Annotated in this window: 24 protein-coding genes; 19 read left to right on the top strand and 5 right to left on the bottom strand. The window is 66.3% G+C overall.

What is annotated here, in order from left to right:
* Positions 1-33: 33 nt before the first annotated feature.
* The 7 genes from AAHH99_RS11700 to AAHH99_RS11670 are packed head-to-tail and all read left to right on the top strand — an operon-like array spanning position 34 to position 7,489.
* Positions 34-789, top strand: coding sequence for a deoxyribonuclease IV (locus AAHH99_RS11700; RefSeq protein ID WP_418768761.1), 756 nt, complete (start codon positions 34-36; stop codon positions 787-789).
* Positions 790-844: 55 nt separating this feature from the next.
* Entirely contained in the window at positions 845-2,074 is a 1,230-nt protein-coding gene (locus tag AAHH99_RS11695; protein ID WP_418768760.1) for a phosphatase PAP2 family protein, read from the top strand.
* 36 nt (positions 2,075-2,110) lie between these two features.
* The gene (locus AAHH99_RS11690) at positions 2,111-3,343 is read left to right on the top strand and encodes a cation:proton antiporter (protein ID WP_418768759.1); all 1,233 of its coding nucleotides are present in this window, start codon (positions 2,111-2,113) and stop codon (positions 3,341-3,343) included.
* A gap of 54 nt (positions 3,344-3,397) precedes the next feature.
* Positions 3,398-5,035 (top strand): acyl-CoA dehydrogenase family protein, encoded by a 1,638-nt coding sequence (locus AAHH99_RS11685; protein WP_418768758.1) that lies wholly within the window; start codon positions 3,398-3,400, stop codon positions 5,033-5,035.
* Positions 5,032-5,970 (top strand): crotonase/enoyl-CoA hydratase family protein, encoded by a 939-nt coding sequence (locus tag AAHH99_RS11680; RefSeq protein WP_418768757.1) that lies wholly within the window; start codon positions 5,032-5,034, stop codon positions 5,968-5,970. The genes AAHH99_RS11685 and AAHH99_RS11680 overlap by 4 nt, the downstream gene beginning before the upstream one ends.
* The gene (locus AAHH99_RS11675; protein WP_418768756.1) at positions 5,970-6,728 is read left to right on the top strand and encodes a PaaX family transcriptional regulator C-terminal domain-containing protein; all 759 of its coding nucleotides are present in this window, start codon (positions 5,970-5,972) and stop codon (positions 6,726-6,728) included. The genes AAHH99_RS11680 and AAHH99_RS11675 overlap by 1 nt, the downstream gene beginning before the upstream one ends.
* Positions 6,725-7,489, top strand: a complete 765-nt coding sequence (locus tag AAHH99_RS11670; protein WP_418768755.1) for a crotonase/enoyl-CoA hydratase family protein — start codon at positions 6,725-6,727, stop codon at positions 7,487-7,489. Before AAHH99_RS11675 ends, AAHH99_RS11670 begins: the two co-directional genes overlap by 4 nt.
* Before the next feature lie 103 nt (positions 7,490-7,592).
* Here the strand turns inward: AAHH99_RS11670 and AAHH99_RS11665 are convergent, their stop codons facing one another.
* Positions 7,593-8,000, bottom strand: coding sequence for a DUF3060 domain-containing protein (locus AAHH99_RS11665; RefSeq protein ID WP_418769599.1), 408 nt, complete (start codon positions 7,998-8,000; stop codon positions 7,593-7,595).
* A 2-nt stretch (positions 8,001-8,002) separates the two neighbouring features.
* Positions 8,003-8,437, bottom strand: a complete 435-nt coding sequence (locus AAHH99_RS11660) for a DUF3060 domain-containing protein (protein WP_418768754.1) — start codon at positions 8,435-8,437, stop codon at positions 8,003-8,005.
* Positions 8,438-8,523: 86 nt separating this feature from the next.
* Between AAHH99_RS11660 and AAHH99_RS11655 the strand changes: the two genes are divergently transcribed.
* From AAHH99_RS11655 to AAHH99_RS11620, 8 genes are all read left to right on the top strand, one after another.
* A complete protein-coding gene (locus AAHH99_RS11655; RefSeq protein ID WP_418768753.1) occupies positions 8,524-9,054 on the top strand; it encodes a DUF3558 domain-containing protein in 531 nt (176 codons plus the stop codon).
* A gap of 2 nt (positions 9,055-9,056) precedes the next feature.
* A complete protein-coding gene (locus tag AAHH99_RS11650; RefSeq protein WP_418768752.1) occupies positions 9,057-9,584 on the top strand; it encodes a DUF3558 family protein in 528 nt (175 codons plus the stop codon).
* Between the two features lie 76 nt (positions 9,585-9,660).
* Positions 9,661-10,248: a TetR/AcrR family transcriptional regulator gene (locus tag AAHH99_RS11645; protein WP_418768751.1), complete on the top strand. Its 588-nt coding sequence runs from the start codon at positions 9,661-9,663 to the stop codon at positions 10,246-10,248.
* A gap of 345 nt (positions 10,249-10,593) precedes the next feature.
* Complete coding sequence (gene rpsL / locus AAHH99_RS11640; protein WP_064345572.1) at positions 10,594-10,968, top strand: 30S ribosomal protein S12; 375 nt, start codon at positions 10,594-10,596, stop codon at positions 10,966-10,968.
* Complete coding sequence (gene rpsG, locus AAHH99_RS11635; RefSeq protein ID WP_064400139.1) at positions 10,968-11,438, top strand: 30S ribosomal protein S7; 471 nt, start codon at positions 10,968-10,970, stop codon at positions 11,436-11,438. Before rpsL ends, rpsG begins: the two co-directional genes overlap by 1 nt.
* A 96-nt stretch (positions 11,439-11,534) precedes the next feature.
* On the top strand, positions 11,535-13,640 hold the full coding sequence (fusA, locus tag AAHH99_RS11630) for an elongation factor G (protein WP_418768750.1): 2,106 nt from the start codon (positions 11,535-11,537) through the stop codon (positions 13,638-13,640).
* Positions 13,641-13,722: 82 nt separating this feature from the next.
* The gene (tuf, locus tag AAHH99_RS11625) at positions 13,723-14,913 is read left to right on the top strand and encodes an elongation factor Tu (RefSeq protein ID WP_418768749.1); all 1,191 of its coding nucleotides are present in this window, start codon (positions 13,723-13,725) and stop codon (positions 14,911-14,913) included.
* Between the two features lie 136 nt (positions 14,914-15,049).
* The gene (locus tag AAHH99_RS11620; protein WP_418768748.1) at positions 15,050-15,922 is read left to right on the top strand and encodes a cutinase family protein; all 873 of its coding nucleotides are present in this window, start codon (positions 15,050-15,052) and stop codon (positions 15,920-15,922) included.
* 518 nt (positions 15,923-16,440) lie between these two features.
* On the opposite strand, the gene AAHH99_RS11615 is transcribed toward AAHH99_RS11620, so the two are convergent.
* The gene (locus tag AAHH99_RS11615) at positions 16,441-16,581 is read right to left on the bottom strand and encodes a hypothetical protein (protein ID WP_418768747.1); all 141 of its coding nucleotides are present in this window, start codon (positions 16,579-16,581) and stop codon (positions 16,441-16,443) included.
* A 109-nt stretch (positions 16,582-16,690) separates the two neighbouring features.
* Between AAHH99_RS11615 and AAHH99_RS11610 the strand changes: the two genes are divergently transcribed.
* Entirely contained in the window at positions 16,691-17,527 is an 837-nt protein-coding gene (locus AAHH99_RS11610) for an SHOCT domain-containing protein (RefSeq protein ID WP_418768746.1), read from the top strand.
* Between the two features lie 166 nt (positions 17,528-17,693).
* Positions 17,694-18,545 carry a mycofactocin-coupled SDR family oxidoreductase gene (locus AAHH99_RS11605; protein WP_418768745.1) on the top strand — a complete coding sequence of 284 codons (852 nt, stop codon included), beginning with the start codon at positions 17,694-17,696 and terminating at the stop codon, positions 18,543-18,545.
* 2 nt (positions 18,546-18,547) lie between these two features.
* Here the strand turns inward: AAHH99_RS11605 and rocD are convergent, their stop codons facing one another.
* Positions 18,548-19,783 carry an ornithine--oxo-acid transaminase gene (gene rocD / locus AAHH99_RS11600; protein WP_418768744.1) on the bottom strand — a complete coding sequence of 412 codons (1,236 nt, stop codon included), beginning with the start codon at positions 19,781-19,783 and terminating at the stop codon, positions 18,548-18,550.
* Positions 19,756-20,607, bottom strand: a complete 852-nt coding sequence (gene ddaH, locus AAHH99_RS11595) for a dimethylargininase (protein WP_418768743.1) — start codon at positions 20,605-20,607, stop codon at positions 19,756-19,758. The genes rocD and ddaH overlap by 28 nt, the downstream gene beginning before the upstream one ends.
* Before the next feature lie 113 nt (positions 20,608-20,720).
* On the opposite strand from ddaH, the gene AAHH99_RS11590 reads away from it, so the two are divergent.
* Both AAHH99_RS11590 and AAHH99_RS11585 read left to right on the top strand, forming a co-directional pair.
* Positions 20,721-21,167, top strand: coding sequence for an Lrp/AsnC family transcriptional regulator (locus tag AAHH99_RS11590; RefSeq protein ID WP_418769598.1), 447 nt, complete (start codon positions 20,721-20,723; stop codon positions 21,165-21,167).
* A 57-nt stretch (positions 21,168-21,224) separates the two neighbouring features.
* Complete coding sequence (locus AAHH99_RS11585) at positions 21,225-22,400, top strand: NAD(P)/FAD-dependent oxidoreductase (protein ID WP_418768742.1); 1,176 nt, start codon at positions 21,225-21,227, stop codon at positions 22,398-22,400.
* Positions 22,401-22,407: the final 7 nt, after the last annotated feature.

Genomic DNA, 22,407 nt, shown 5'->3' with positions numbered 1-22,407 from the left:
GGCGATGTCGGTGGCTCTGCCTAGACTGGCGTCGTGCTCATCGGTTCGCACGTCCACGGTGACGATCCCCTGGCCGCGGCGGAAGCTGACGCCGCCGACGTGGTGCAGTTCTTCCTCGGCAACCCGCAGAGCTGGAAGAAACCCAAACCGCGAGACGACGCCGAGACGCTCAAGGCGTCGAACATCCCGCTCTACGTCCACGCGCCGTACCTCATCAACGTCGCGTCGGCCAACAACCGGGTGCGCATCCCGTCGCGCAAGATCCTGCAGGACACCTGCGACGCGGCCTCGGAGATCAACGCGACGGCGGTCATCGTGCACGGTGGTCACGCCGACGACAAAGACTGGGAAGCCGGTTTCGAACGCTGGGTCAAGGCGCTGGATTACCTCGAAACCGATGTGCCCGTCTACCTGGAGAACACCGCGGGCGGCGACCACGCGATGGCCCGCCACTTCGACGTCATCGCCCGGTTGTGGGAGCACATCGGCGACAAGGGCATCGGCTTCTGCCTGGACACCTGCCACGCGTGGGCCGCGGGGGAGAAGCTGATCGACGCCGTCGACCGGATCAAGGCCATCACCGGGCGCATCGACCTGGTGCACTGCAACGACTCGCGCGATGCGGCCGGTTCGGGCGCCGACCGGCACGCCAACTTCGGCACCGGCCAGATCGATCCAGAGTTGCTGGTCGCGGTGGTGCAGGCCGCCGGCGCACCCGTCATCTGCGAAACCGCAGACGAGGGCCGCAAAGACGACATCGCCTTCCTGCGCGAGCACATCACGACCTGATAACCGAACCGCAGTCGAACGCGCGGCAACTGCGGGGTGAACTAGATTCAACTGAGTGTCTGCGGTCGACGAGTCGTCAGTTGCGTCGCAGCGCGCCCCCGAGGCAGCCCGGACGCGGGACCGCCGGCTCAAGTACGTGCGCAGGATCGCAGTCGCGATATGGGCTGCGGTCATCGTCTACCGCACGGTCACCGAGGGTTTCGCCTTTAACCGTGAGCTGGTGCTGCTTTACATCGCCGCCGGTCTGCTGGCTGCGAGCATCGGTCAGGTCCGTCGCATGCTCTATGTCATCCGCGACTGGCTTCCGTTCGCGCTGATCCTGCTCGCCTACGACCTGAGCAGGGGCGCCGCAGACATGGTCGGGCGACCGACGCTGTGGGAGTGGCCCGTCGAGGCCGATCGCTGGCTTTTCTTCGGCACCGTGCCGACCGTGTGGCTTCAGGAGCAGCTCAAACAGGGACAACCACCATGGTGGGAAGTCGTCCTGAGCTGCGTTTATATGTCGTTTTTCATCCTGCCGTACGTGGTGGCCGGGGTGCTGTGGTTGCGTGATCGCGCGGAGTGGAAGACGTTTGTGCGCCTGTTCGTCGGTTTGAACTTCGCGGGCTTGGCCATCTACGCGCTGGTTCCGGCCGCGCCGCCGTGGGCCGCGGCCCGCTGCACCCCTGCCGACGTCGAGGGCGGACCGGCGTACGCGCCCTGCATGTTCCGCTCGGCGCGTGGAGTGCCCGACGGCGGTGTGCTCGGGGCGATGCAATCCAGTCAGGACGGGGCGAACCCGTGGATCGAGCGGATCGTCGGACGCGGCTGGGGCAACCTGAACATGCACACCGCCAGCGCGCTGCTCGATGCCGGCCAGGCCAGTGTCAACCTGGTGGCGGCGATACCGTCCCTGCACGCCGGCATGACGGCAGCGGTCGCGGCCTTCCTGTGGCATCGCGTGCACGGAGCGTGGCGTCCAGTGCTCGCGGCCTATGTGCTCCTGATGGCCTTCACGCTGGTGTACACCGCCGAGCACTACGTCATCGACATCCTCCTCGGCTGGGCGCTGGCCGCCGCGGTCATCGTCATCCTCCACCGTTACGAGAAGTGGCGACGAGCGAGGGCGTCGCGCTCGGCGGACCGATCCACCGAGATGGTTCCGCTCTACGAGCGGCCGGACGACCCCGTCGTGGCGGCCGAGCCGGAGCCCGCGGCTGCGCCGGAGCCCGTTGCGAAACCGGAGCCCGTAATGAAACCAGAGCGGCTCCGCCGAGACGTCGTCGCCGAACTCGACAGCCGCTAACCCATCCGCCGCGGCTAGAGAGGGGAGGCTCAAGCCATGAAAACCGACCTGCTGCTCACCACCGTGGGCATTCTCGGCGTCATCGTCGCCGCGCTGTCGGCGAAGATGCGCCGGCTGCCGGTCTCCGAACCTCTGCTGGGGCTCGCCGCGGGAGCGCTGATCGGCTCGCAGCTGGTCGACGTGTTCCACATGGCGCCACTGACCGCTGAGCATTCGCTGCTTCACGAGGTGAGCCGGGTGCTGCTTGCGGTGTCGGTGATGGCGGTGGCCCTGCGGTATCCGTTCGCCGACGTGAGGCGCTGCTGGCGTCCGGTGACGGTCCTGGTACTGGTGGCGATGCCGGTGATGGCGGTGGTGACCGCCGCGTTGGGCTGGCTCTTTTTGTCTATACCGGTCGCGACGGCGGCGTTGCTCGGTGCTGCGGTATGTCCTACCGACCCGGTGCTGGCCTCGAGCGTGGTGACCGGTGAGGATGCCGAACGAGACATCCCAGCCCGCAACCGCCAGTTGCTGTCACTGGAGTCCGGCGCCAACGACGGATTGGCGTTACCGCTCGTGTTGGCGGCCATTGCGCTGGCGGGTGGGATGGGCGCCGGTGCGGCGGTTCTCGAGTCGCTGTGGCAGGTCTTGGGCGGGGTCGTGATCGGCGCGGCGTTGGGCTGGGCCGGCGGAAAGGCGCTCAAATTGGGCGACGAACACGGTGCCACCGACCCGGCGCCGGCATTGTTCTTCACCGTCGTGTTGGCTCTCGGCATTCTCGGGGTGGGGGGAATTTTGCAGACGGACGGCATTCTCGCGGTCTTCGTCGGTGGGCTCGTCTTCAATGCGGTGGGCACCGGCAGAGAGCGGGCGGCGGAGGTGTCGATCGACGAGGCGGTCAACCGGTTCGCCGTGCTGCCGCTGTTCGTGCTCGTCGGGGCGACGCTACCGTGGCGGTCCTGGCTCGACCTGGGCTGGCGCGCGGTAGCCCTGGCGCTGGCGGTTCTGCTACTGCGACGCATTCCCATCCTGCTGGTGCTGGGCCGTCCACTGCGACTGAAGATCCGGGACTCGCTCTACCTGGGCTGGTTCGGCCCGGTCGGGGTGTCGGCGCTGTTCTATCTCACACTGGAGGCCGACCGCATGGGTGTCGAGGAGACGGTGCTGAGTGCCGGGTCGCTCGTGTTGGTGGTCAGCACGGTCGCGTTCGGGCTGAGCGGGGCGGGCGGGCGCAAACTCTATGCCGGGTCGGCGGAGTCCTCGCCTCGTCAGGACCAGCCCGCGGAGTGACCACCCCTGTTACGACTATTGTGCAGGTGTTCGTAAAAGTGTAATAGTGGTCTCATGCCAGATACGCATGTCGTCACCAACCAGGTCCCCCCGCTGGAGGACTACAACCCGGCGACCTCGCCCGTGCTCATCGAGGCGCTGATCCGCGAGGGCGGCGAATGGGGCCTCGACGAGGTCGCCGAGTTGGGCGTGCTGTCGGGCTCGCGGCAGGCGCAGCGCTGGGGCGAGCTGGCCGACCGCAACCAGCCGATTCTGCGCACTCACGACCGCTACGGCCATCGCGTCGACGAGGTCGAGTACGACCCCGCCTACCACTCGCTGATGACCGTGGCCGTCAAGCACGGCTTGCACGCCGCACCATGGGCCGACGACCGGCCAGGCGTTCACGTCGTGCGCGCCGCCAAGACCTCGGTGTGGACGCCCGAACCCGGTCACATCTGCCCGATCTCGATGACCTACGCCGTGGTGCCTGCGCTGCGCCACAACCCCGAACTGGCGGCGGTGTACGAGCCGCTGCTGGTCAGTCGCGAGTACGACCCCGAGCTGAAGGTGCCCACCACCAAGGCCGGTATCACCGCCGGCATGTCGATGACCGAGAAGCAGGGCGGCTCCGATGTGCGGGCCGGCACCACCGAGGCGACCCCCAACGGCGACGGCAGTTACTTGCTGCGCGGGCACAAATGGTTCACCTCGGCGCCGATGTGCGACATCTTCCTGGTGCTCGCCCAAGCGCCCGGCGGGCTCTCGTGTTTCCTGTTGCCGCGAGTTCTGCCCGACGGCAGCCGCAACCGGATGTTCCTGCAACGGCTCAAAGACAAACTCGGCAACCACGCCAACGCGTCGTCGGAGGTGGAATACGACGGCGCCGTCGCGTGGCTCGTCGGCGAAGAGGGCCGCGGTGTGCCGACCATCATCGAGATGGTCAACCTGACACGTTTGGACTGCACGCTCGGCAGCGCGACCAGCATGCGCAACGGGCTGGCCCGCGCGATCCATCACACCCAGCACCGAAAGGCGTTCGGCGAGTATCTGATTGATCAGCCGCTGATGCGCAATGTGCTGGCCGACCTCGCGGTCGAGGCCGAGGCGGCCACGATCCTGGCCATGCGCATGGCCGGTGCGACCGATGCCGCGGTGCGCGGTGACGCCCGTGAGACCCTGCTTCGGCGCATCGGTCTGGCGGCCGGCAAGTACTGGGTGTGCAAACGCGCCACTCCGCATGCGGCCGAGGCGATGGAGTGCCTGGGCGGCAACGGCTATGTCGAGGAGTCGGGCATGCCGCGGCTATACCGGGAAGCGCCGCTGATGGGCATTTGGGAGGGGTCGGGCAACGTGAGCGCGTTGGACACGTTGCGCGCCATGGCCACTCGCCCGGAGTGCATCGACGTGCTGTTCGACGAACTCGGTCGGACCGCGGGTGCGGATGCGCGACTCGATGCCCACGTTGAGGCCTTGCGGCTGAGCCTGGGGGCCGAGAAAGACGTAGCGACCATCCAGTATCGCGCCCGCAAGGTCGCCGAGGACATCAGCCTTGCGCTGCAGGGTTCGCTGTTGGTGCGCCACGGGCATCCCGCCGTCGCGGAGGCGTTTTTGGCTACCCGGATGGGTGGCGCCTGGGGCGGTGCGTTCGGAACCCTGCCCACCGGGCTGGATCTCGCGCCGATCATCGAACGCGCTTTGGTCAAGGGATGACCCACGCGATCAGGCCGGTCGACTTCGACGACCTCAAGACGATGACCTACGAGGTCACGGACCGGGTTGCCCGCATCACGTTCAACCGGCCGGAGAAGGGCAACGCGATTGTGGCGGACACGCCGCTGGAGTTGTCCGCGCTCGTCGAGCGCGCCGACCTTGACCCGAACGTGCACGTGATTCTGGTTTCCGGTCGGGGCGAGGGGTTCTGCGCCGGATTCGATTTGTCCGCCTACGCCGAGGGATCGTCGCCTGCCGGTGGCGGTAGCGCCTACCGCGACACCGTGCTGTCCGGAAAAACGCAGGCCGTCAACCACCTGCCGGATCAGCCGTGGGATCCGATGATCGACTACCAGATGATGAGCCGGTTCGTCCGGGGCTTCTCCAGCCTGCTGCACTGCGACAAGCCGACGGTGGTCAAGATCCACGGCTACTGTGTGGCCGGGGGCACCGACATCGCACTGCACGCCGACCAGGTGATCGCCGCGTCGGACGCCAAGATCGGCTACCCGCCGACCCGCGTCTGGGGGGTGCCGGCGGCCGGGATGTGGGCGCACCGCCTCGGCGATCAGCGCGCCAAACGCCTTCTGCTGACCGGTGATTCGATTACGGGCGCGCAGGCCGCCGAATGGGGGTTGGCGGTCGAGGCGCCGTCGCCCGAGGAGCTGGACGCGCGCACCGAACGGTTGGTGGAACGGATCGCCCGCGTGCCGATCAACCAGCTGATCATGGTCAAGCTGGCGATGAACTCCGCGCTGTACTCCCAGGGGACGGCCAACAGCGCGATGGTCTCCACCGTCTTCGACGGCATCGCCCGCCATACCCCAGAAGGTCACGCATTCGTCGCGCAGTCACGCGAACACGGGTTCCGGGAAGCGGTCCGACAGCGCGACGAGCCGTTCGGCGACCACGGCCGCAGGGCTTCCGAACTCTGATGACGAAGTCGCTCGCGCGGATGACGGCCCGCTCCGTCGTGCTGAGTGTCCTGTTGGGGGCGCACCCCGCGTGGGCGACCGCGAGCGAATTGGTCAAGCTCACAGCAGATTTCGGTATCAGGGAATCCACGGTGCGGGTCGCGTTGACGCGGATGGTCGGCGCAGGCGACCTGGTTCGTTCCGAGGACGGCTATCGGTTGTCCGACCGCTTGCTGGCACGGCAGCGACGGCAGGACGACGCCATCAACCCTCGGCTGCGGCCGTGGCGCGGTGACTGGACGACGGTGGTGATCACCAGTGTCGGGTCCGACCCTCGCGCCAGGGCTGGTTTGCGAAGCGCCTTGCAGGACGGCCGATTCGCCGAACTGCGCGAGGGCGTGTGGCTGCGACCGGACAACCTGGACACCGCGCTGCCACCCGAGGTGTTGCAGCGGGTGCGGGTGTTGGTTTCCCGCGACGCCGAACCCGCCGAGTTGGTACGTCTGCTGTGGGATCTGCCGGCCTGGGCGCGGGAGGGCCGGTCGTTGCTCGACGAGATCGGCGCGGCGCCTGAGGTTCCCGACCGGTTCGTCGCCGCGGCCGCCATCGTGCGTCACCTGCTCACCGATCCGGTGTTGCCGGAGAAACTGCTGCCCGAGGACTGGCCGGGCGCGTTGCTGCGTCAGGCCTACAACGACTTCGCCGCGGAGTTGTCTGCGCGGCGCGAGAACACTGGATTGTCGCTCACGCGACGTGACCAACTGATGGAGGCGAGATGACGGGCGGAGTGCGGGTCGAGAAGGACGGCGCCGTGACGACGGTGATCATGAATCGACCCGAGGCGCGCAACGCCGTCAACGGTCCGGCCGCCGCCGGGTTGTATGACGCTTTCGACGAGTTCGACAAGGACGACTCGGCCGCCGTCGCGGTGTTGTGGGGCGACAACGGGACCTTTTGTGCCGGAGCCGATTTGAAGGCGTTCGGAACGTCCGATGCCAACCCGGTGCACCGCACTGGACCCGGTCCGATGGGTCCCAGCCGAATGGTGTTGTCCAAACCGGTGATCGCGGCGGTCAGCGGCTACGCCGTTGCCGGCGGTCTGGAGCTGGCGTTGTGGTGTGATATGCGCGTCGTCGAGGAGGACGCGATCATGGGGGTGTTCTGCCGACGTTGGGGTGTCCCGCTGATCGACGGTGGGACCGTGCGGTTACCGCGGTTGATCGGCCACAGCCGTGCTATGGACCTCATCCTCACCGGCCGCGCCGTCGACGCGGCCGAGGCCGTTGCGATGGGTTTGGCCAACCGGGTGGTGCCCACCGGTGAAGCGCGACAGCGGGCGGAGCAACTCGCCGCGGAACTGGCCCAGCTGCCGCAGCAGTGCATGCGCGCCGATCGTCTGTCGGCTCTGAGCCAGTGGGGCCGCTCGGAGCCCGAGGCGATGGACTTCGAGTTCGGCAGCATGTCGCGCGTCGCCGCCGAATCCCTGGAGGGGGCAGCCCGTTTCGCGGCCGGCGCAGGCAGGCACGGCGCCAACGCCTAGCGCAGCCTGCGGACCGTCGACCCGGCGCGAGCGACCGCAAAGTGCCGGAAACCCGCGGCGTGTCTTGTGCAGACACGGTCTCTCGCGCAGAAAAGAGCGGGTTTCAGCCCTTGGTGATCGTGTTGTTGTTGCCGGTGTCGTTGATCTTTGGATCACCGTCTTTGTACGTCACCGTGTTGTTGAGGCCGACGACGCTGATCTCCTTATCGACCCGCTCGAAGCTGACTTTGTTGTCGGCGCCGCCGATGTTCACATTCGCACAGGTGCCCTTCACCGTAAGGGTGTTGTTCGACCCGCCGATATTGAGCGATTTGCCGTCGGCGCAGTCGATGTCGGCGGTCGTGCCGAACGAGCCGTAGTTGATCGTGTTGCCGACCTCGACCTGGGCGCCCGACGTGCCCGCCGTCGCGGTGGGGGTGTTGGTGTCCGAGCTTTCGGATCCGCAGCCTGTGAACATAAACGCCGCGGCGGCCGCACCGACGAGGGGATAGGCGATGGATGTGGCTCGCATGCTCATGCGGGTACCCGGTTGATGCGGTTGGTCATCCCCAGTTCACGTCCGCGGTCCAAGACGATCGGGTTGCCGTTCTTGTACAACACCGTCTGGTCCCACCCGTAGACCGTGATGTCGTTGATCACGTTGTCGGCGACGACGACATTGCCGTTGCCCTGCATCGTCACCGCCCAGCAGGTTCCCAGCGTGGTGATCTGGTTGTTCGCGCCGTTGACGAGCAGCGTGGAGTTGGCGCAGTCGATCGTCTCGACGACACCGATACCGGTGATGGTGGTGTCGGTCCCCTGATGGCGACCGACGACGCTGTTGTCGGCGCACTCCCGCGCCAGCGGGTTGCAGACCACCGGTTCCGCCTGCGCCACGGGCGCGGCGAGGATCAGCGGGAACACCAACGCTGATGCCGTCAGTGATCGAGTCACAGCTGTCCAAATCATGGAGGAAGCGTACGTCGCGACCGGTGCAATCCACAGACGTTCACCCGAGTCGCTATTAACGGTCGCGCTGGGTAGCGTGAGCGGCGATGCGTTGGCGGTTTCCGATTGCTGTCGCGGCGGTCGTGGCGGTGGTGACGGTGGCGGGGTGTGCTGAGACCGTCAGCGGAACCGCGCAGCGAGCCACGCCGGCCGTACCAGATCCCGAACGGAATTACGGATACGTCGACGACCGCTGCGCCTTGCTCGACGACGACACCGTCCAGGAGATCCTGGGCGCCGATAGCGTCGTGCGGCCCTACAGCGGAGCGGTCTGCCAGTACGTGGCGTTCCGCGGCGACGTGACGATCGACGCGACGTTCTCCTGGTTCCAGACCGGAAACCTCGATCGCGAACGCGCGTTGGCCGCCGAGCGCGGCGCGAAGATCACCGAGACCGTCATGGAACGCCATCCGGCGTTCGTCGCGCGCCGCGACATCACGGGCGCGGCCTGCTCGGTCACCGCCGCGGCGGGCAGCGGGGTGCTGAGTTGGTGGGTGCAGTTTCGCGATCAGCGCCCCGGTGATCCGTGCCAGGAAGCACAGGATCTCCTCTCGGCCACCCTGAAGTCGGAGATGTGAGGATGTCCGCCCGCTGGACTCGCCGGCTCGTCGCGCTCGCCGCGTGCGCCGCCGCGCTGACGGCGTGTGGATCGTCCGATGACGCGCCGGCCTCTCCGGTGCCTCCGAAGTCGGACGGCGGATTCCACAGCGTGGACTGCAACGGCATTACCGATGCCGACATCGCGGCGGCCGCCGGGTCGGACGAGTTCACCAAGGCCGTGGTCAGCGACGCGGGCTGCTTCTGGCAGGAGAACACCATGTTCGGCACCGTCGGCGCGGGGATGGGTATCTCGACCTGGTGGTACCGCGGCAGCGATATGGACACCGAGCGGTCGCTGGAACAACAGGCCGGCCGCACCTTGACCGAACTCTCCGTCGACGGCAACAAAGGCTTCAAGGCGTTCGACGGAAATGCGTGCAGCTTCTATGTGGCCAAGGGCGGCGACGTCATCACCTGGTCAATCCAGACGATGAACCCCGCGACGCTGCCCGATCTGTGCTCGATAACCGAACAACTCGCCGAGCTCAGTCAGGAGCGCGTCAACTGACTGTGCGGGAACTAGAGGTGTTAGTTTTCTCCGGGTATCAACTAGGGCAGACCAGACGACAGGGGGCGAAGCGCGCATGGCACAGCCCCCGAGCACGCCGACCAGGAAAGCCCCCCGGCTCAGTCGCGAGACGATCGTCAACGCCGCGCTGACCTTCCTGGATCGCGAAGGCTGGGATGCGCTGACCATCAACGCGCTCGCCACCCAGCTCGGCACCAAGGGCCCGTCGCTCTACAACCACGTCAACAGCCTCGAGGACCTGCGCAGAACAGTGCGGATGCGGGTCGTCGGCGACCTCATCGGCATGCTCACCAACGTCGCAGAGGGCCGCACCCGCGACGATGCGGTGACCGCGATGGCCAGCGCCTACCGCAGCTATGCGCATCACCATCCGGGACGGTATTCGGCCTTCACCAGGATGCCCCTCGGTGGCGACGACCCGGAGTTCACCGAAGCCACCCGGGCGGCCGCCGCGCCCGTTATCGCGGTCCTGAGGTCCTACGGGCTCGAGGGTGAGAACGCGTTCTATGCGGCGTTGGAATTCTGGTCGGCCATGCACGGTTTCGTCCTGCTGGAAATGACCGGGGCGATGGACGGTATCGACACCGACGCGGTGTACAGCGATATGGTGATGCGGTTGGCCTCCGGGATGGAGCGTCGTTAGCCACATACGCCACAGGCCTCCGGGGAAGGTGATCTGACCTGCGGTTAGGGCATAATCGACGGGTTTGGAGCGCTGCCCCTGTCCTGGTATTGTGGACGATCGTGCCTGGCAGATAAGGCGCTTCGCGGGTGCGTGTACGAAAAGGACCTGCTAAGCGTGCCTGCACGCCGGGCCAATTCGCATGTCGCCATGCTCCGAGAATTGAGGCAACGCCTTTCGAGTTGCCTTCGAATTGCTTCGGGCGGGCGCGTGCGACACACCCGGTCGCGGGGTACGTGGCCGGGGCAAAAGCGCAGTACAAAGACTTGACCAGAACTTAAAAGCAGCAACACAGAAAGCCGGTAGATGCCAACCATCCAGCAGCTGGTCCGCAAGGGTCGCCACGACAAGCCCGCAAAGGCGAAGACCGCGGCCCTCAAGGGCAGCCCGCAGCGCCGCGGAGTGTGCACCCGCGTGTACACGACCACCCCGAAGAAGCCGAACTCGGCGCTTCGGAAGGTCGCGCGCGTCAAGCTGACCAGCGCGGTCGAGGTCACCGCCTACATCCCGGGCGAGGGCCACAACCTGCAGGAGCACTCGATGGTGTTGGTGCGCGGCGGCCGTGTGAAGGACCTGCCCGGTGTGCGCTACAAGATCATTCGCGGCTCTCTGGACACCCAGGGCGTGAAGAACCGCAAGCAGGCGCGCAGCCGCTACGGCGCGAAGAAGGAGAAGAGCTGATGCCGCGCAAGGGACCGGCGCCCAAGCGTCCGTTGGTTAACGACCCGGTGTACGGGTCGCAGCTGGTGACTCAGCTGGTCAACAAGGTTCTGATGGACGGGAAGAAATCGTTGGCCGAGCGCATTGTTTATGGTGCGCTCGAACAGGCCCGCGACAAGACCGGCACCGATCCGGTGGTCACCCTCAAGCGCGCTCTGGACAACGTCAAGCCGGCACTCGAGGTTCGCAGCCGTCGCGTCGGCGGCGCCACCTACCAGGTTCCCGTGGAGGTGCGTCCGGATCGCTCGGTCACGCTGGCACTTCGTTGGCTGGTCAGCTTCTCCAAGGCCCGTCGCGAGAAGACGATGATCGAGCGCCTGGCGAACGAGATCCTCGACGCCAGCAATGGTCTGGGTGCCGCCGTCAAACGGCGTGAGGACACCCACAAGATGGCCGAGGCAAACCGCGCGTTCGCGCACTACCGCTGGTGATGTGACGCCCCGGAGTCGCGAGCGACGACATGGCACAGAGCGGTGTTGCCGGGGCGAAATGACAACAGCAACTACCAAGCGAAAGAGAAGACTTCTGTGGCACAGAAGGACGTGCTTACCGACCTGAACAAGGTCCGCAACATCGGCATCATGGCGCACATCGATGCCGGTAAGACCACGACGACCGAACGCATCCTGTACTACACCGGTGTCAACTACAAGATCGGTGAGACGCACGACGGCGCTTCGACCACCGACTGGATGGAGCAGGAGCAGGAGCGCGGTATCACCATCACCTCCGCGGCTGTCACCTGTTTCTGGAATGACAACCAGATCAACATCATCGACACCCCCGGCCACGTCGACTTCACCGTCGAGGTGGAGCGCAGCCTGCGTGTGCTCGACGGCGCCGTCGCGGTGTTCGACGGCAAAGAGGGCGTGGAGCCGCAGTCCGAGCAGGTGTGGCGGCAGGCCGACAAGTACGACGTGCCGCGCATCTGCTTCGTCAACAAAATGGACAAGCTGGGCGCAGACTTCTACTTCACCGTGCGCACCATCCAGGAAAGGCTGGGTGCGACTCCCCTCGTCATTCAGCTGCCGATCGGCGCGGAGAACGACTTCATCGGCGTCGTCGACCTGGTCGAGATGCGCGCCAAGGTGTGGCGCGGCGAGACCGCCCTCGGTGAGAAGTACGAGGTCGAGGACATCCCCGCCGACCTGGCCGAGAAGGCCGAGGAGTACCGCACCAAGCTGCTCGAAGCGGTCGCCGAGACCGACGAGGAGCTGCTGGACAAGTACGTCGGCGGCGAGGAGATCTCGGTCGACGAGATCAAGGCCGCGATCCGCAAGCTGACCGTGAACTCGGAGCTGTACCCGGTGCTGTGCGGCAGCGCGTTCAAGAACAAGGGTGTGCAGCCCATGCTCGACGCGGTCATCGACTATTTGCCGTCGCCGCTGGACGTTGAGTCTGTGCAGGGTCACGTGCCCGGCAAAGAGGACGAGGCCATCAGCCGCAAGCCGTCCACCGACGAGCCGTTCTCGGCGCTCGCGTTCAAGATCGCGGTGCACCCGTTCTTCGGCAAGCTGACCTACGTTCGCGTCTACTCCGGCACCGTCGAGTCCGGTTCGCAGGTCATCAACTCAACCAAGGGCAAGAAGGAGCGGCTGGGCAAGCTGTTCCAGATGCACGCCAACAAGGAGAACCCCGTCGAGCGGGCCTCCGCGGGGCACATCTATGCGGTGATCGGTCTCAAGGACACCACCACCGGTGACACCCTGTCGGACGCCAACGAGCAGATCGTGCTCGAGTCGATGACGTTCCCGGATCCGGTCATCGAGGTGGCCATTGAGCCCAAGACCAAGAGCGACCAGGAGAAGCTGGGCACGGCGATTCAGAAGCTGGCCGAAGAGGACCCGACGTTCAAGGTCCACCTGGACCAGGAGACCGGCCAGACCGTCATCGGCGGTATGGGCGAGCTTCACCTCGACATCCTCGTCGACCGGATGAAGCGCGAGTTCAAGGTCGAGGCCAACGTCGGCAAGCCGCAGGTGGCCTACCGCGAGACCATCAAGCGCAAGGTCGAGAAGGTCGAGTTCACCCACAAGAAGCAGACGGGTGGTTCGGGCCAGTTCGCGAAGGTCATCATCGACCTCGAGCCGTTCACCGGCGAGGACGGGGCGACCTACGAGTTCGAGAACAAGGTCACCGGCGGGCGTATCCCGCGCGAGTACATCCCGTCGGTCGACGCCGGCGCCCAGGACGCGATGCAGTACGGCGTGCTGGCCGGCTACCCGCTGGTCAACCTCAAGGTCACGCTGCTCGACGGCGCCTACCACGAGGTGGACTCGTCGGAAATGGCCTTCAAGGTCGCAGGTTCGCAGGTGCTGAAGAAAGCGGCACAGGCTGCGCAGCCGGTGATCCTCGAGCCGATCATGGCGGTCGAAGTGACCACACCCGAGGACTACATGGGTGAAGTGATCGGTGACCTGAACTCCCGCCGTGGTCAGATCCAGGCCATGGAGGAGCGATCGGGTGCCCGCGTCGTCAAGGCGCTGGTACCGCTGTCGGAGATGTTCGGCTACGTCGGCGACCTTCGGTCGAAGACCCAGGGCCGGGCTAACTACTCCATGGTGTTCGACTCGTACGCCGAAGTTCCGGCGGCCGTGTCGAAGGAGATCATCGCGAAGGCGACCGGGCAGTAACCCCGGTTGGTTCGCGGCGACAAACAACTGCAAAGATCAACACTGCTTTAGACAAGCACTAACAGTCCAGGAGGACCACACAGTGGCGAAGGCGAAGTTCGAGCGGACGAAGCCGCACGTCAACATCGGGACCATCGGTCACGTTGACCACGGCAAGACGACGCTGACCGCAGCAATCACCAAGGTGCTGCACGACAAGTTCCCGGAGTTGAACGAGTCGCGCGCATTCGACCAGATCGACAATGCGCCTGAGGAGCGTCAGCGCGGCATCACGATCAACATCTCCCACGTGGAGTACCAGACCGACAAGCGCCACTACGCGCACGTCGATGCCCCCGGTCACGCTGACTACATCAAGAACATGATCACCGGTGCCGCCCAGATGGACGGCGCGATCCTAGTGGTCGCGGCGACCGACGGCCCGATGCCGCAGACGCGTGAGCACGTGCTGCTCGCCCGTCAGGTCGGCGTACCCTACATCCTGGTCGCGCTGAACAAGGCCGACGCGGTCGACGACGAGGAGCTGCTCGAGCTCGTGGAGCTCGAGGTCCGCGAGTTGCTGGCCGCCCAGGACTTCGACGAGGACGCCCCTGTCATCAAGGTCTCGGCGCTGAAGGCGCTCGAGGGCGACGAGAAGTGGGTCGAGTCGATCGTCGAGCTCATGCAGGCAGTCGACGAGTCGATCCCGGACCCCGTCCGCGAGACCGACAAGCCGTTCCTGATGCCTGTCGAGGACGTCTTCACCATCACCGGCCGCGGCACCGTGGTCACCGGTCGCGTCGAGCGTGGCGTGGTCAACGTGAACGAGGAAGTCGAGATCGTCGGCATCCGCCCGGGCACCACCAAGACCACGGTCACCGGTGTCGAGATGTTCCGCAAGCTGCTCGACCAGGGCCAGGCCGGCGACAACGTCGGTCTGCTGCTGCGCGGCATCAAGCGTGAGGACGTCGAGCGCGGTCAGGTCGTCGTGAAGCCCGGCACCACCACGCCGCACACCGAGTTCGAGGGCCAGGTCTACATCCTGTCCAAGGACGAGGGCGGCCGGCACACGCCGTTCTTCAACAACTACCGTCCGCAGTTCTACTTCCGCACCACGGACGTGACCGGCGTCGTGACGCTGCCGGAGGGCACCGAGATGGTGATGCCCGGCGACAACACCGACATCTCGGTCAAGCTGATCCAGCCCGTCGCCATGGACGAGGGTCTGCGCTTCGCGATTCGCGAGGGCGGCCGTACCGTCGGCGCCGGCCGGGTCACCAAGATCGTCAAATGATGTGAAGCCAGTCGCAAAGCGGCGCTCACCTTTCGGGTGGGCGCCGCTTTCGTCGTATATGGGGAGTAACGCCCGCGGGCGCCGCGACGATGTACTTCGCGTATGCCCTGGTCGGGGTGAAGAAGGGTAAGGGTTCATGTTCGGTCGTCTCACCGCGCTCGTCAGCGCCGCCGCGATCGCGGGCGCCGCATTCGCAGGGCTTTCCGCGGCTTCGGCTCAGGCCGCACCCGGCTGCCCCGATGTGCACTGGTTCGGCGCCGCGGGGTCGGGACAGCGCGACGGCGACCTGAGCTCGAATGCCGGAATGGGCGATGACATCTACCAGTCCTACCTCGACGTGCAGCAGCTGGTGACCGCCGACAGGCGGACGATGACGGCCGAGGCCGTCGCATACCCCGCGATCGCGGTGCCCGATGACGACGGCGGCGTCGGAGAGTGGCTCGGCTTCATGGGCAGCGTCGACACCGGCGCAGCCGCTCTCGAGTCGCAGTACACGGCGTTCATCCAGCGTTGCCCGGAGTCAAAGGTGGTGCTCGCCGGCTATTCGCAGGGCGCGATGGTGGTGCACCGCAATCTGCACGCCGCCGGGACGAACCCGAACGTGGTGGCCGCGTTGCTGATCGCCGACGGTGACCGCCTGCCCGCCGACCCGACCATCAACATCGGCTCGGTTACCAGCGTCCCCGGCGCAGGCAAGGGAGTCGCGCAGGACTGGCCGATTCTCGCCCACGCACCCAAGCCGCTCCCGCCGGCCATCGGCGCACGCACGATCAGCGTGTGTGAGCTCGGCGACGCGGTCTGCGACTACGACCCCGACGCAGAAGAAGTGTCGAAGGTCGCGACACTCATCCACACCAGCTACACGAAGTCTTCCGGTGGATACCGCTGGACTCAGCCGCTGTATCAACTCATCGGCCCCGGCCCCGTCACACCTGATGCGCCCGAGGCCCTTCCGGTCATCCCGCTGGCCGCGGCGACACCGATGGCTGCGACGGCGCCGAGCGCGTAACCGATCCCCGGGCGGTCCACAGCACGACCGCGCCTGCGGCTATGAGTAGCACCCCGAGCACGGCAAGTATGGCGTCGATTGCACGCGGCGCGGTATTTCATTGTGTTGCAGCATTTCCAGTACGGTCAACGTCACCGCAATGCCGACACCGGCCAGCGATACCAATACTGTCAGCGTGATCCCGGCGGCCTCTCCGGCCCGTTCGGTACGCACCACCGCCTGCGTCGCGACAGTCGTGAACGCATAGACCAGACCGAGCGTCAGACCGCGCTGAGCGCGAGATACTGCGCCCACCCGCGGGATCCGGCGAGTGCGTAGAGGCTCTGGGCGGCGACGGCCGTCGTCGCACATTACCGATGTTTGCGACCGCGCCGGCCATCACCAGAATCGCGAATCTCGCGTTGCGGACCAGCCACAGATCAACCAGCGGCCACCGGACTCTGTTCTCGACGACGACGAACGCGGCCAGCGCAAGCAGTGATCCGGAGAACGCGATCAGCATCGTCACCGAGAGCCCCCTAGCCGGGTGCGCGGTCAAAGGTCAAGGTGAACAATCCGATTCCGGTGCCGATGGGAGCCAGCCCGGCCACGTCGATGCGCCGTGGCGCCGATTCATCGAAAGACTCGGTGATGACACGGGTCCCGATCGCGAGGTCCATCGCGACCGGGCGTCTGATCCCGACGGCATCGCCCGACGATACGGCTCCCAGACGGTCAATTGGCGATAATCTGACACGCAGACCGCCGACGATGGGAGCGTGACAGGCGATGTTGTGGCGTTACATCAAAGTCCAGGCCTTCGTGCTGCTGTGCGGGATCGTCGGGCCGATCTTCCTGGTGATCTACTTCGCCACGGGCGGCGACCCGATGCTGAAGTGGATGTTCTGGACAGGGCTGCTGATCACCGCCGCCGATGTGCTGATCGCGCTGGCGATCACCGCGGGGGGAGCCCGATCGGCCGCCAGAACCGCCGAACTCGAACAGACGGGAGTGCTGGCGCTTGCCCAAGTCACCGGCATCCACGAAACCGGAACGCGGATCAACGAACAACCGTTGGTGAAGCTGGACCTGCAGATTTCGGGTCCCGGTATCGTGCCGTTCGCCAGCCAGGATCGGGTGATCGCCTCTATTTCGAGGCTGCCGATGATCACCAACCGGAAGCTCGTCGCGCTGGTCGACCCGATGACGAGCGAGTATCAGATCGATTGGGAGCGAAGCGGCTTGGTCAGCGGGATGATGCCCGCCACCTTCACCATCGCCGAGGACAACAGGACATACGACCTGACCGGTCAAGCCGAACCGCTGATGGAGATCCTGCAAATCCTCAAGGCCAACAACATCGGTCTCAACAACATGGTCGACCTGCGATCGAATCCCGCTGCGCGCCAACAGGTTCAGGAGGTGGTCCGTCGGGCTGCCGCTCACCAGACGCGGGCCGCCGCAGCGCCGCCGCCTCCCTCCGCACCGTCAGCGGCGGCCTCCATCGCGCCCCCTCAACCGTCGACCGCGCAGCGCCTGCAGGAACTCGAGACGCTGCGCGCGATGGGGTCGATCTCCGAGGACGAGTACTCGGCGAAGCGCCAGCAGATAATCGCTGACCTCTAGCCTCGACCCGAAGTCACGCGGGCTTCTAGAACACGTTTCAGTTCGGCTGTTAGCCTGTCGGAGGGCTCTCACCTCCGGCGAGCGACCGCGAATGTCCGCGCCGGGGCGGCGTGTCGTGTACAGACACGGTCGCTCGCGGTGAGGCAGGTTCCCGGAAGGAGCAGCGGTGACGGCGATCAACCGACCACTGGAAGGCCGAGTGGCCTTCATCACCGGGGCCGCACGCGGCCAGGGCCGGGCGCACGCGGTCCGACTGGCCAGCGAGGGCGCCGACATCATCGCGGTCGACATCTGCGCCCCGATATCGGAGACCATCACCTACCCGATGGGAACATCCGAAGAACTCGCCGAGACGGTGCGCGCGGTTGAAGCGACGGGCCGCAAAGTGCTCGCTCGCGAGGTCGACATCCGGGACCTGGCCGCGCTGCAGCAGGTGGTGGCCGACGGCGTCGAGCAGTTCGGCCGGCTCGACATCCTGGTCGCCAATGCGGGTGTGCTCAGCTGGGGCCGCATCTGGGAGATGTCGGAAGAGCAGTGGGACACCGTCATCGACGTCAATCTGAACGGGACGTGGCGCACCATCCGGGCGGCGCTGCCCGCGATGATCGCGGCGGGCAACGGCGGATCGGTCATCATCGTCAGTTCGTCGGCCGGGCTGAAGGCGACACCGGGCAACGCGCATTACGCGGCGTCCAAGCACGGTCTGACCGCGCTCACCAACTCGTTGGCGATCGAGGCCGGCGAGTTCGGAATCCGGGTGAACTCGATCCATCCGTACTCCATCGAGACGCCGATGGTCGAGAAGGACGCGATGATGGCGATCTTCGCCAAGCATCCGAGCTATCTGCACAGCTTCGCGCCGATGCCGTACAACCCGCTCGACGAGGAGAACAAGGGTCTGCAGGGCTTCATGGAACCCGAGGAAGTGGCCGACGTCGTCGCGTGGCTCGCCGGTGACGGATCGAAGACGCTCTCCGGCAGTCAGATCGCCGTCGACCGCGGCGCCATGAAGCACTGAAGCTAGCCAGCCAGGACGGCGGCGAACTGGTCGACGGCCCAGTCGATCTCGTCGTCGGTGATCACCAGTGGAGGGGCGAACCGCAGGGTCGAACCATGGGTGTCCTTGACGAGGACGCCGCGGCGCGCCAAGCGCACGCTGACATCTTTGGCCGTACCCGAGCCCCGATCGACGTCGACGCCGGCCCACAGACCCCTGCCGCGGACCGCGGTGACACCATGGCCGATCAACTGCCGCAACCTCTGGTGCATGTGCGCGCCGAGTGCGGCTGAGCGGCACTGGAACTCGCCACGCTGCAACATCGCCACCACCGTCGAGCCGAGCGCGGCGGCCAGCGGATTTCCCCCGAAAGTGGAGCCGTGCTCGCCGGGATGCAGTACACCGAGGATGCCGGAGTCGGCCACCACCGCCGACAACGGCATCACGCCTCCGCCGAGCGCCTTTCCGAGCAGGTAGACATCGGGAACCACGCCCCAGTGCTCGCAGGCGAAGGTCGTTCCGGTGCGGGCCAGCCCGGACTGGATCTCGTCGGCGATCAACAGCACGTTGCGCTGTGAGCACAGCGACCGCAGGCGCGGCAGGAAGTCGTCGGGCGGAACGATGATTCCCGCCTCACCCTGGATCGGTTCGATCAGCACAGCGACGGTGTTGTCGTCGATCGCATCGGCGAAGGCGTCGGCGTCACCGAACGGCACGGCGCGGAATCCGGGGGTGTACGGGCCGAAGCCGCGACGGGCCGTCTCGTCGTCGGAGAAGCTGACGATGGTGGTGGTCCGCCCATGGAAGTTGTTGTGCGCCACCACGATATTCGCCGCGTTGGCGGGGACGCCCTTGACGTCGGTGCCCCATTTGCGGGCCACCTTGATTCCGCTCTCGACCGCTTCGGCACCGCTGTTCATCGGCAGCACCATGTTCTTGCCGCAGAGCTCGGCCAGGGCCGCACAGAAGGGTGCGAGTCGGTCGGAGTGGAACGCGCGGCTGACCAACGTCACGGTGTCCAGTTGCGCGTGTGCGACCGCGGTGATCTCCGGATTGCAGTGGCCGAAGTTGACCGCCGAGTATGCGGCCAGGCAGTCCAGGTAGCGGCGGCCCTGCACATCGGTGATCCACGCGCCCTCGGCACTGGCCGCCACGACCGGGAGCGGCGCGTAGTTGTGCGCCACACAGTGGTCGTCGATCGCGATCGCGGCGCCCGTCGATTCCAGCGTGGTCACGAATGCACCTCCAACGTGCAGCATTTGATCGATCCGCCGCCCTTGAGCAGTTCGGAGAGGTCGACGCCGACGGGGTTGAACCCGGCGTCGCGCAGTTGGGCGGCGAAGCCGGTCGCCGCGGCCGGCAGCACGACGTTGCGCCCGTCGGACACCACGTTGAGGCCGAAGGCGTAGGCGTCGGAACTGGCCACCTCGATCGCGTCGGGGAACAGCGTTCGCAGGCTTACCCGCGAGGCGTTGCTGAACGCGGGCGGGTAGTACGCCACCGTGGTGTCGTCGAGCACCGCGAGGGCGGTATCGAGGTGGTAGAAACGGGGATCGACCAACTCGAAGCTGTACGTGGGTCGCCCCAGCCACTGCGCGATCTCGCCGTGCGCACGGCGATCCGTCCGAAACCCGTAACCAGCCAACAGGATCGAACCGGCGACCAGAAGGTCGCCCTGGCCTTCGTTGGTGTGGCGTGTCCATACGGGTTCGTATCCATGGCGGACCATCCAATCTCCGTACGCGACCGCCTCGCCCGCGCGCTGCGGGTAGGCGAAATTCGCGACCACCGCTGTAGCACCGACCACCAGGCCGCCGTTGGCGGCGTACACCATGTCAGGCAGTCCGGATACCGGCTCGACGAGGTCGACGATGTGCCCGAGTGCTTGATACGTGCGCCTCAACGTCTCCCACTGGATGAGGGCCAGCGCGGTGTCGACGGGCGTCTCGATGTCCATCCACGGGTTGATCGAGTACTCGACGGCGAAGTGTGCCGGCGGGGTCATGACGTAGTGGCGCGCACGGGCTTCACGACGGCGGTGGCGGCCCGCCTCGGAGGCCGTAGCGACACTGAAAGACGTCATGGATCAACGGTAGAGAGGGTCTCTGCTGCAATCTATTGCTGTTTGTTGCGTGTCCAGCAGCAATTTGTTGTGTACAGTGGCGTCAAGCGGTGATTCATTGTGCGGAGGTGACCGTGGACCGCCTCGACGCGACCGACGAACAGATCCTCGCGGCGCTGACCGATGACGCGCGCGCGACCTACGCCGAGATCGGGGAGCGGGTCAATCTGTCCGCGCCCGCGGTGAAACGCCGGGTCGACCGCATGCTCGACAACGGCGTCATCCGCGGCTTCACGACCGTTGTCGACCGGGCCGCGCTGGGCTGGACCACCGAGGCGTACGTGCAGGTGTTCCGTCACGGAACCATTGCCCCAGAACAATTGCGGGCGGCGTGGATCGACATCCCCGAAGTCATCAGCGCGGCCACCGTCACCGGCACCGCCGACGCGATCCTGCACGTCGTGGCGCGCGACATGCGCCACCTCGAGGAGGCGTTGGAGCGCATCCGTTCGGCCGCCCACGTCGAGCGCAGTGAGAGCGTCGTCGTGCTGACCAACGTCATCGACCGCGATCGCGGCTGAGCACCATTGCCCGGGGTGGCGGACAAAAGGCCGTAGGGATCGTGTAAGAAACTGCCCATGACCACATCAGCGGGCATCGTCATCGTCGGCGGCGGACTCGCGGCCGCCCGCACCGCCGAACAGTTGCGCCGGTCGGAATACAGCGGTCCGGTCACGATCGTCAGCGACGAGGACCATCTGCCATACGATCGGCCCCCGCTGTCGAAGGAGGTGCTGCGCTCCGAGACCGACGACGTCAGCCTCAAGCCCGCGGAGTTCTACGAGGAGAACGACATCACCGTGCTGCTGGGCAACGGCGCGCGGTCTGTCGACACGGCCGCCCAGACGTTGACGCTCGCCGACGGCGCCGAGTTGCCCTACGCCGAACTCATCATCGCTACGGGACTGGTGCCCAAGCGTATTCCGTCCTTCCCCGACCTCGCGGGAATCCACGTGCTGCGCAACTACGACGAGAGTGTGGCCCTTCGGCAGGAGGCCGGTTCGGCTCGTCGCGCCGTCGTCGTCGGAGCCGGGTTCATCGGCTGCGAGGTGGCGGCGAGCCTACGCAAGCTCGGCGTCGAGGTCGCGTTGGTGGAGCCACAACCGGCGCCCCTGGCGTCGGTGCTCGGCGAGCAGATCGGTGAGCTGGTGGCCCGGGTGCACCGCGCCGAGGGTGTCGACGTCCGCTGCGGCGTCGGTGTTTCGGAAGTGCTTGGCTCGGATCGCGTCGAGACGGTGGTGCTCAGCGACGGCACCGAACTCGAGGCGGATCTGGTGGTCGTCGGCATCGGATCACGCCCGTCGACCGACTGGCTCGAAGGCAGCGGCCTCAAGCTCGACAACGGGGTGGTCTGCGACGCCCACGGCCGCGCCAGCGCGCCGCACGTCTGGGCCATCGGCGATGTCGCGTCATGGCGACACAACCTCGGTCACCAAGTGCGCGTTGAACATTGGAGCAACGTCGCCGACCAAGCCCGCGTCCTGGTGCCGACGATGCTGGGGCAGGAACCGCCGACCGCCGTCTCGGTGCCGTACTTCTGGAGCGACCAGTACGACGTCAAGATCCAATGCCTCGGCGAACCGGAGGCCGAAGACGTCGTTCACGTCGTCGAGGACGACGGTCGCAAGTTCCTCGCCTACTACGAACGTGATGGCGTGGTGGCCGGAGTCGTCGGCGGCGGCATGCCGGGCAAGGTGATGAAGGTGCGCGCCAAGATCGCGGCGCGCGCACCCATCGCCGACCTCATCGGCTGACCGACCC

The sequence above is a fragment of the Mycobacterium neumannii genome (assembly GCF_048452905.1).
Classification (GTDB): domain Bacteria; phylum Actinomycetota; class Actinomycetes; order Mycobacteriales; family Mycobacteriaceae; genus Mycobacterium; species Mycobacterium neumannii_B.
The sequence above is the reverse complement of the archived record's forward strand: the minus strand, read 5'-3'. Positions and strand labels throughout refer to the sequence as shown.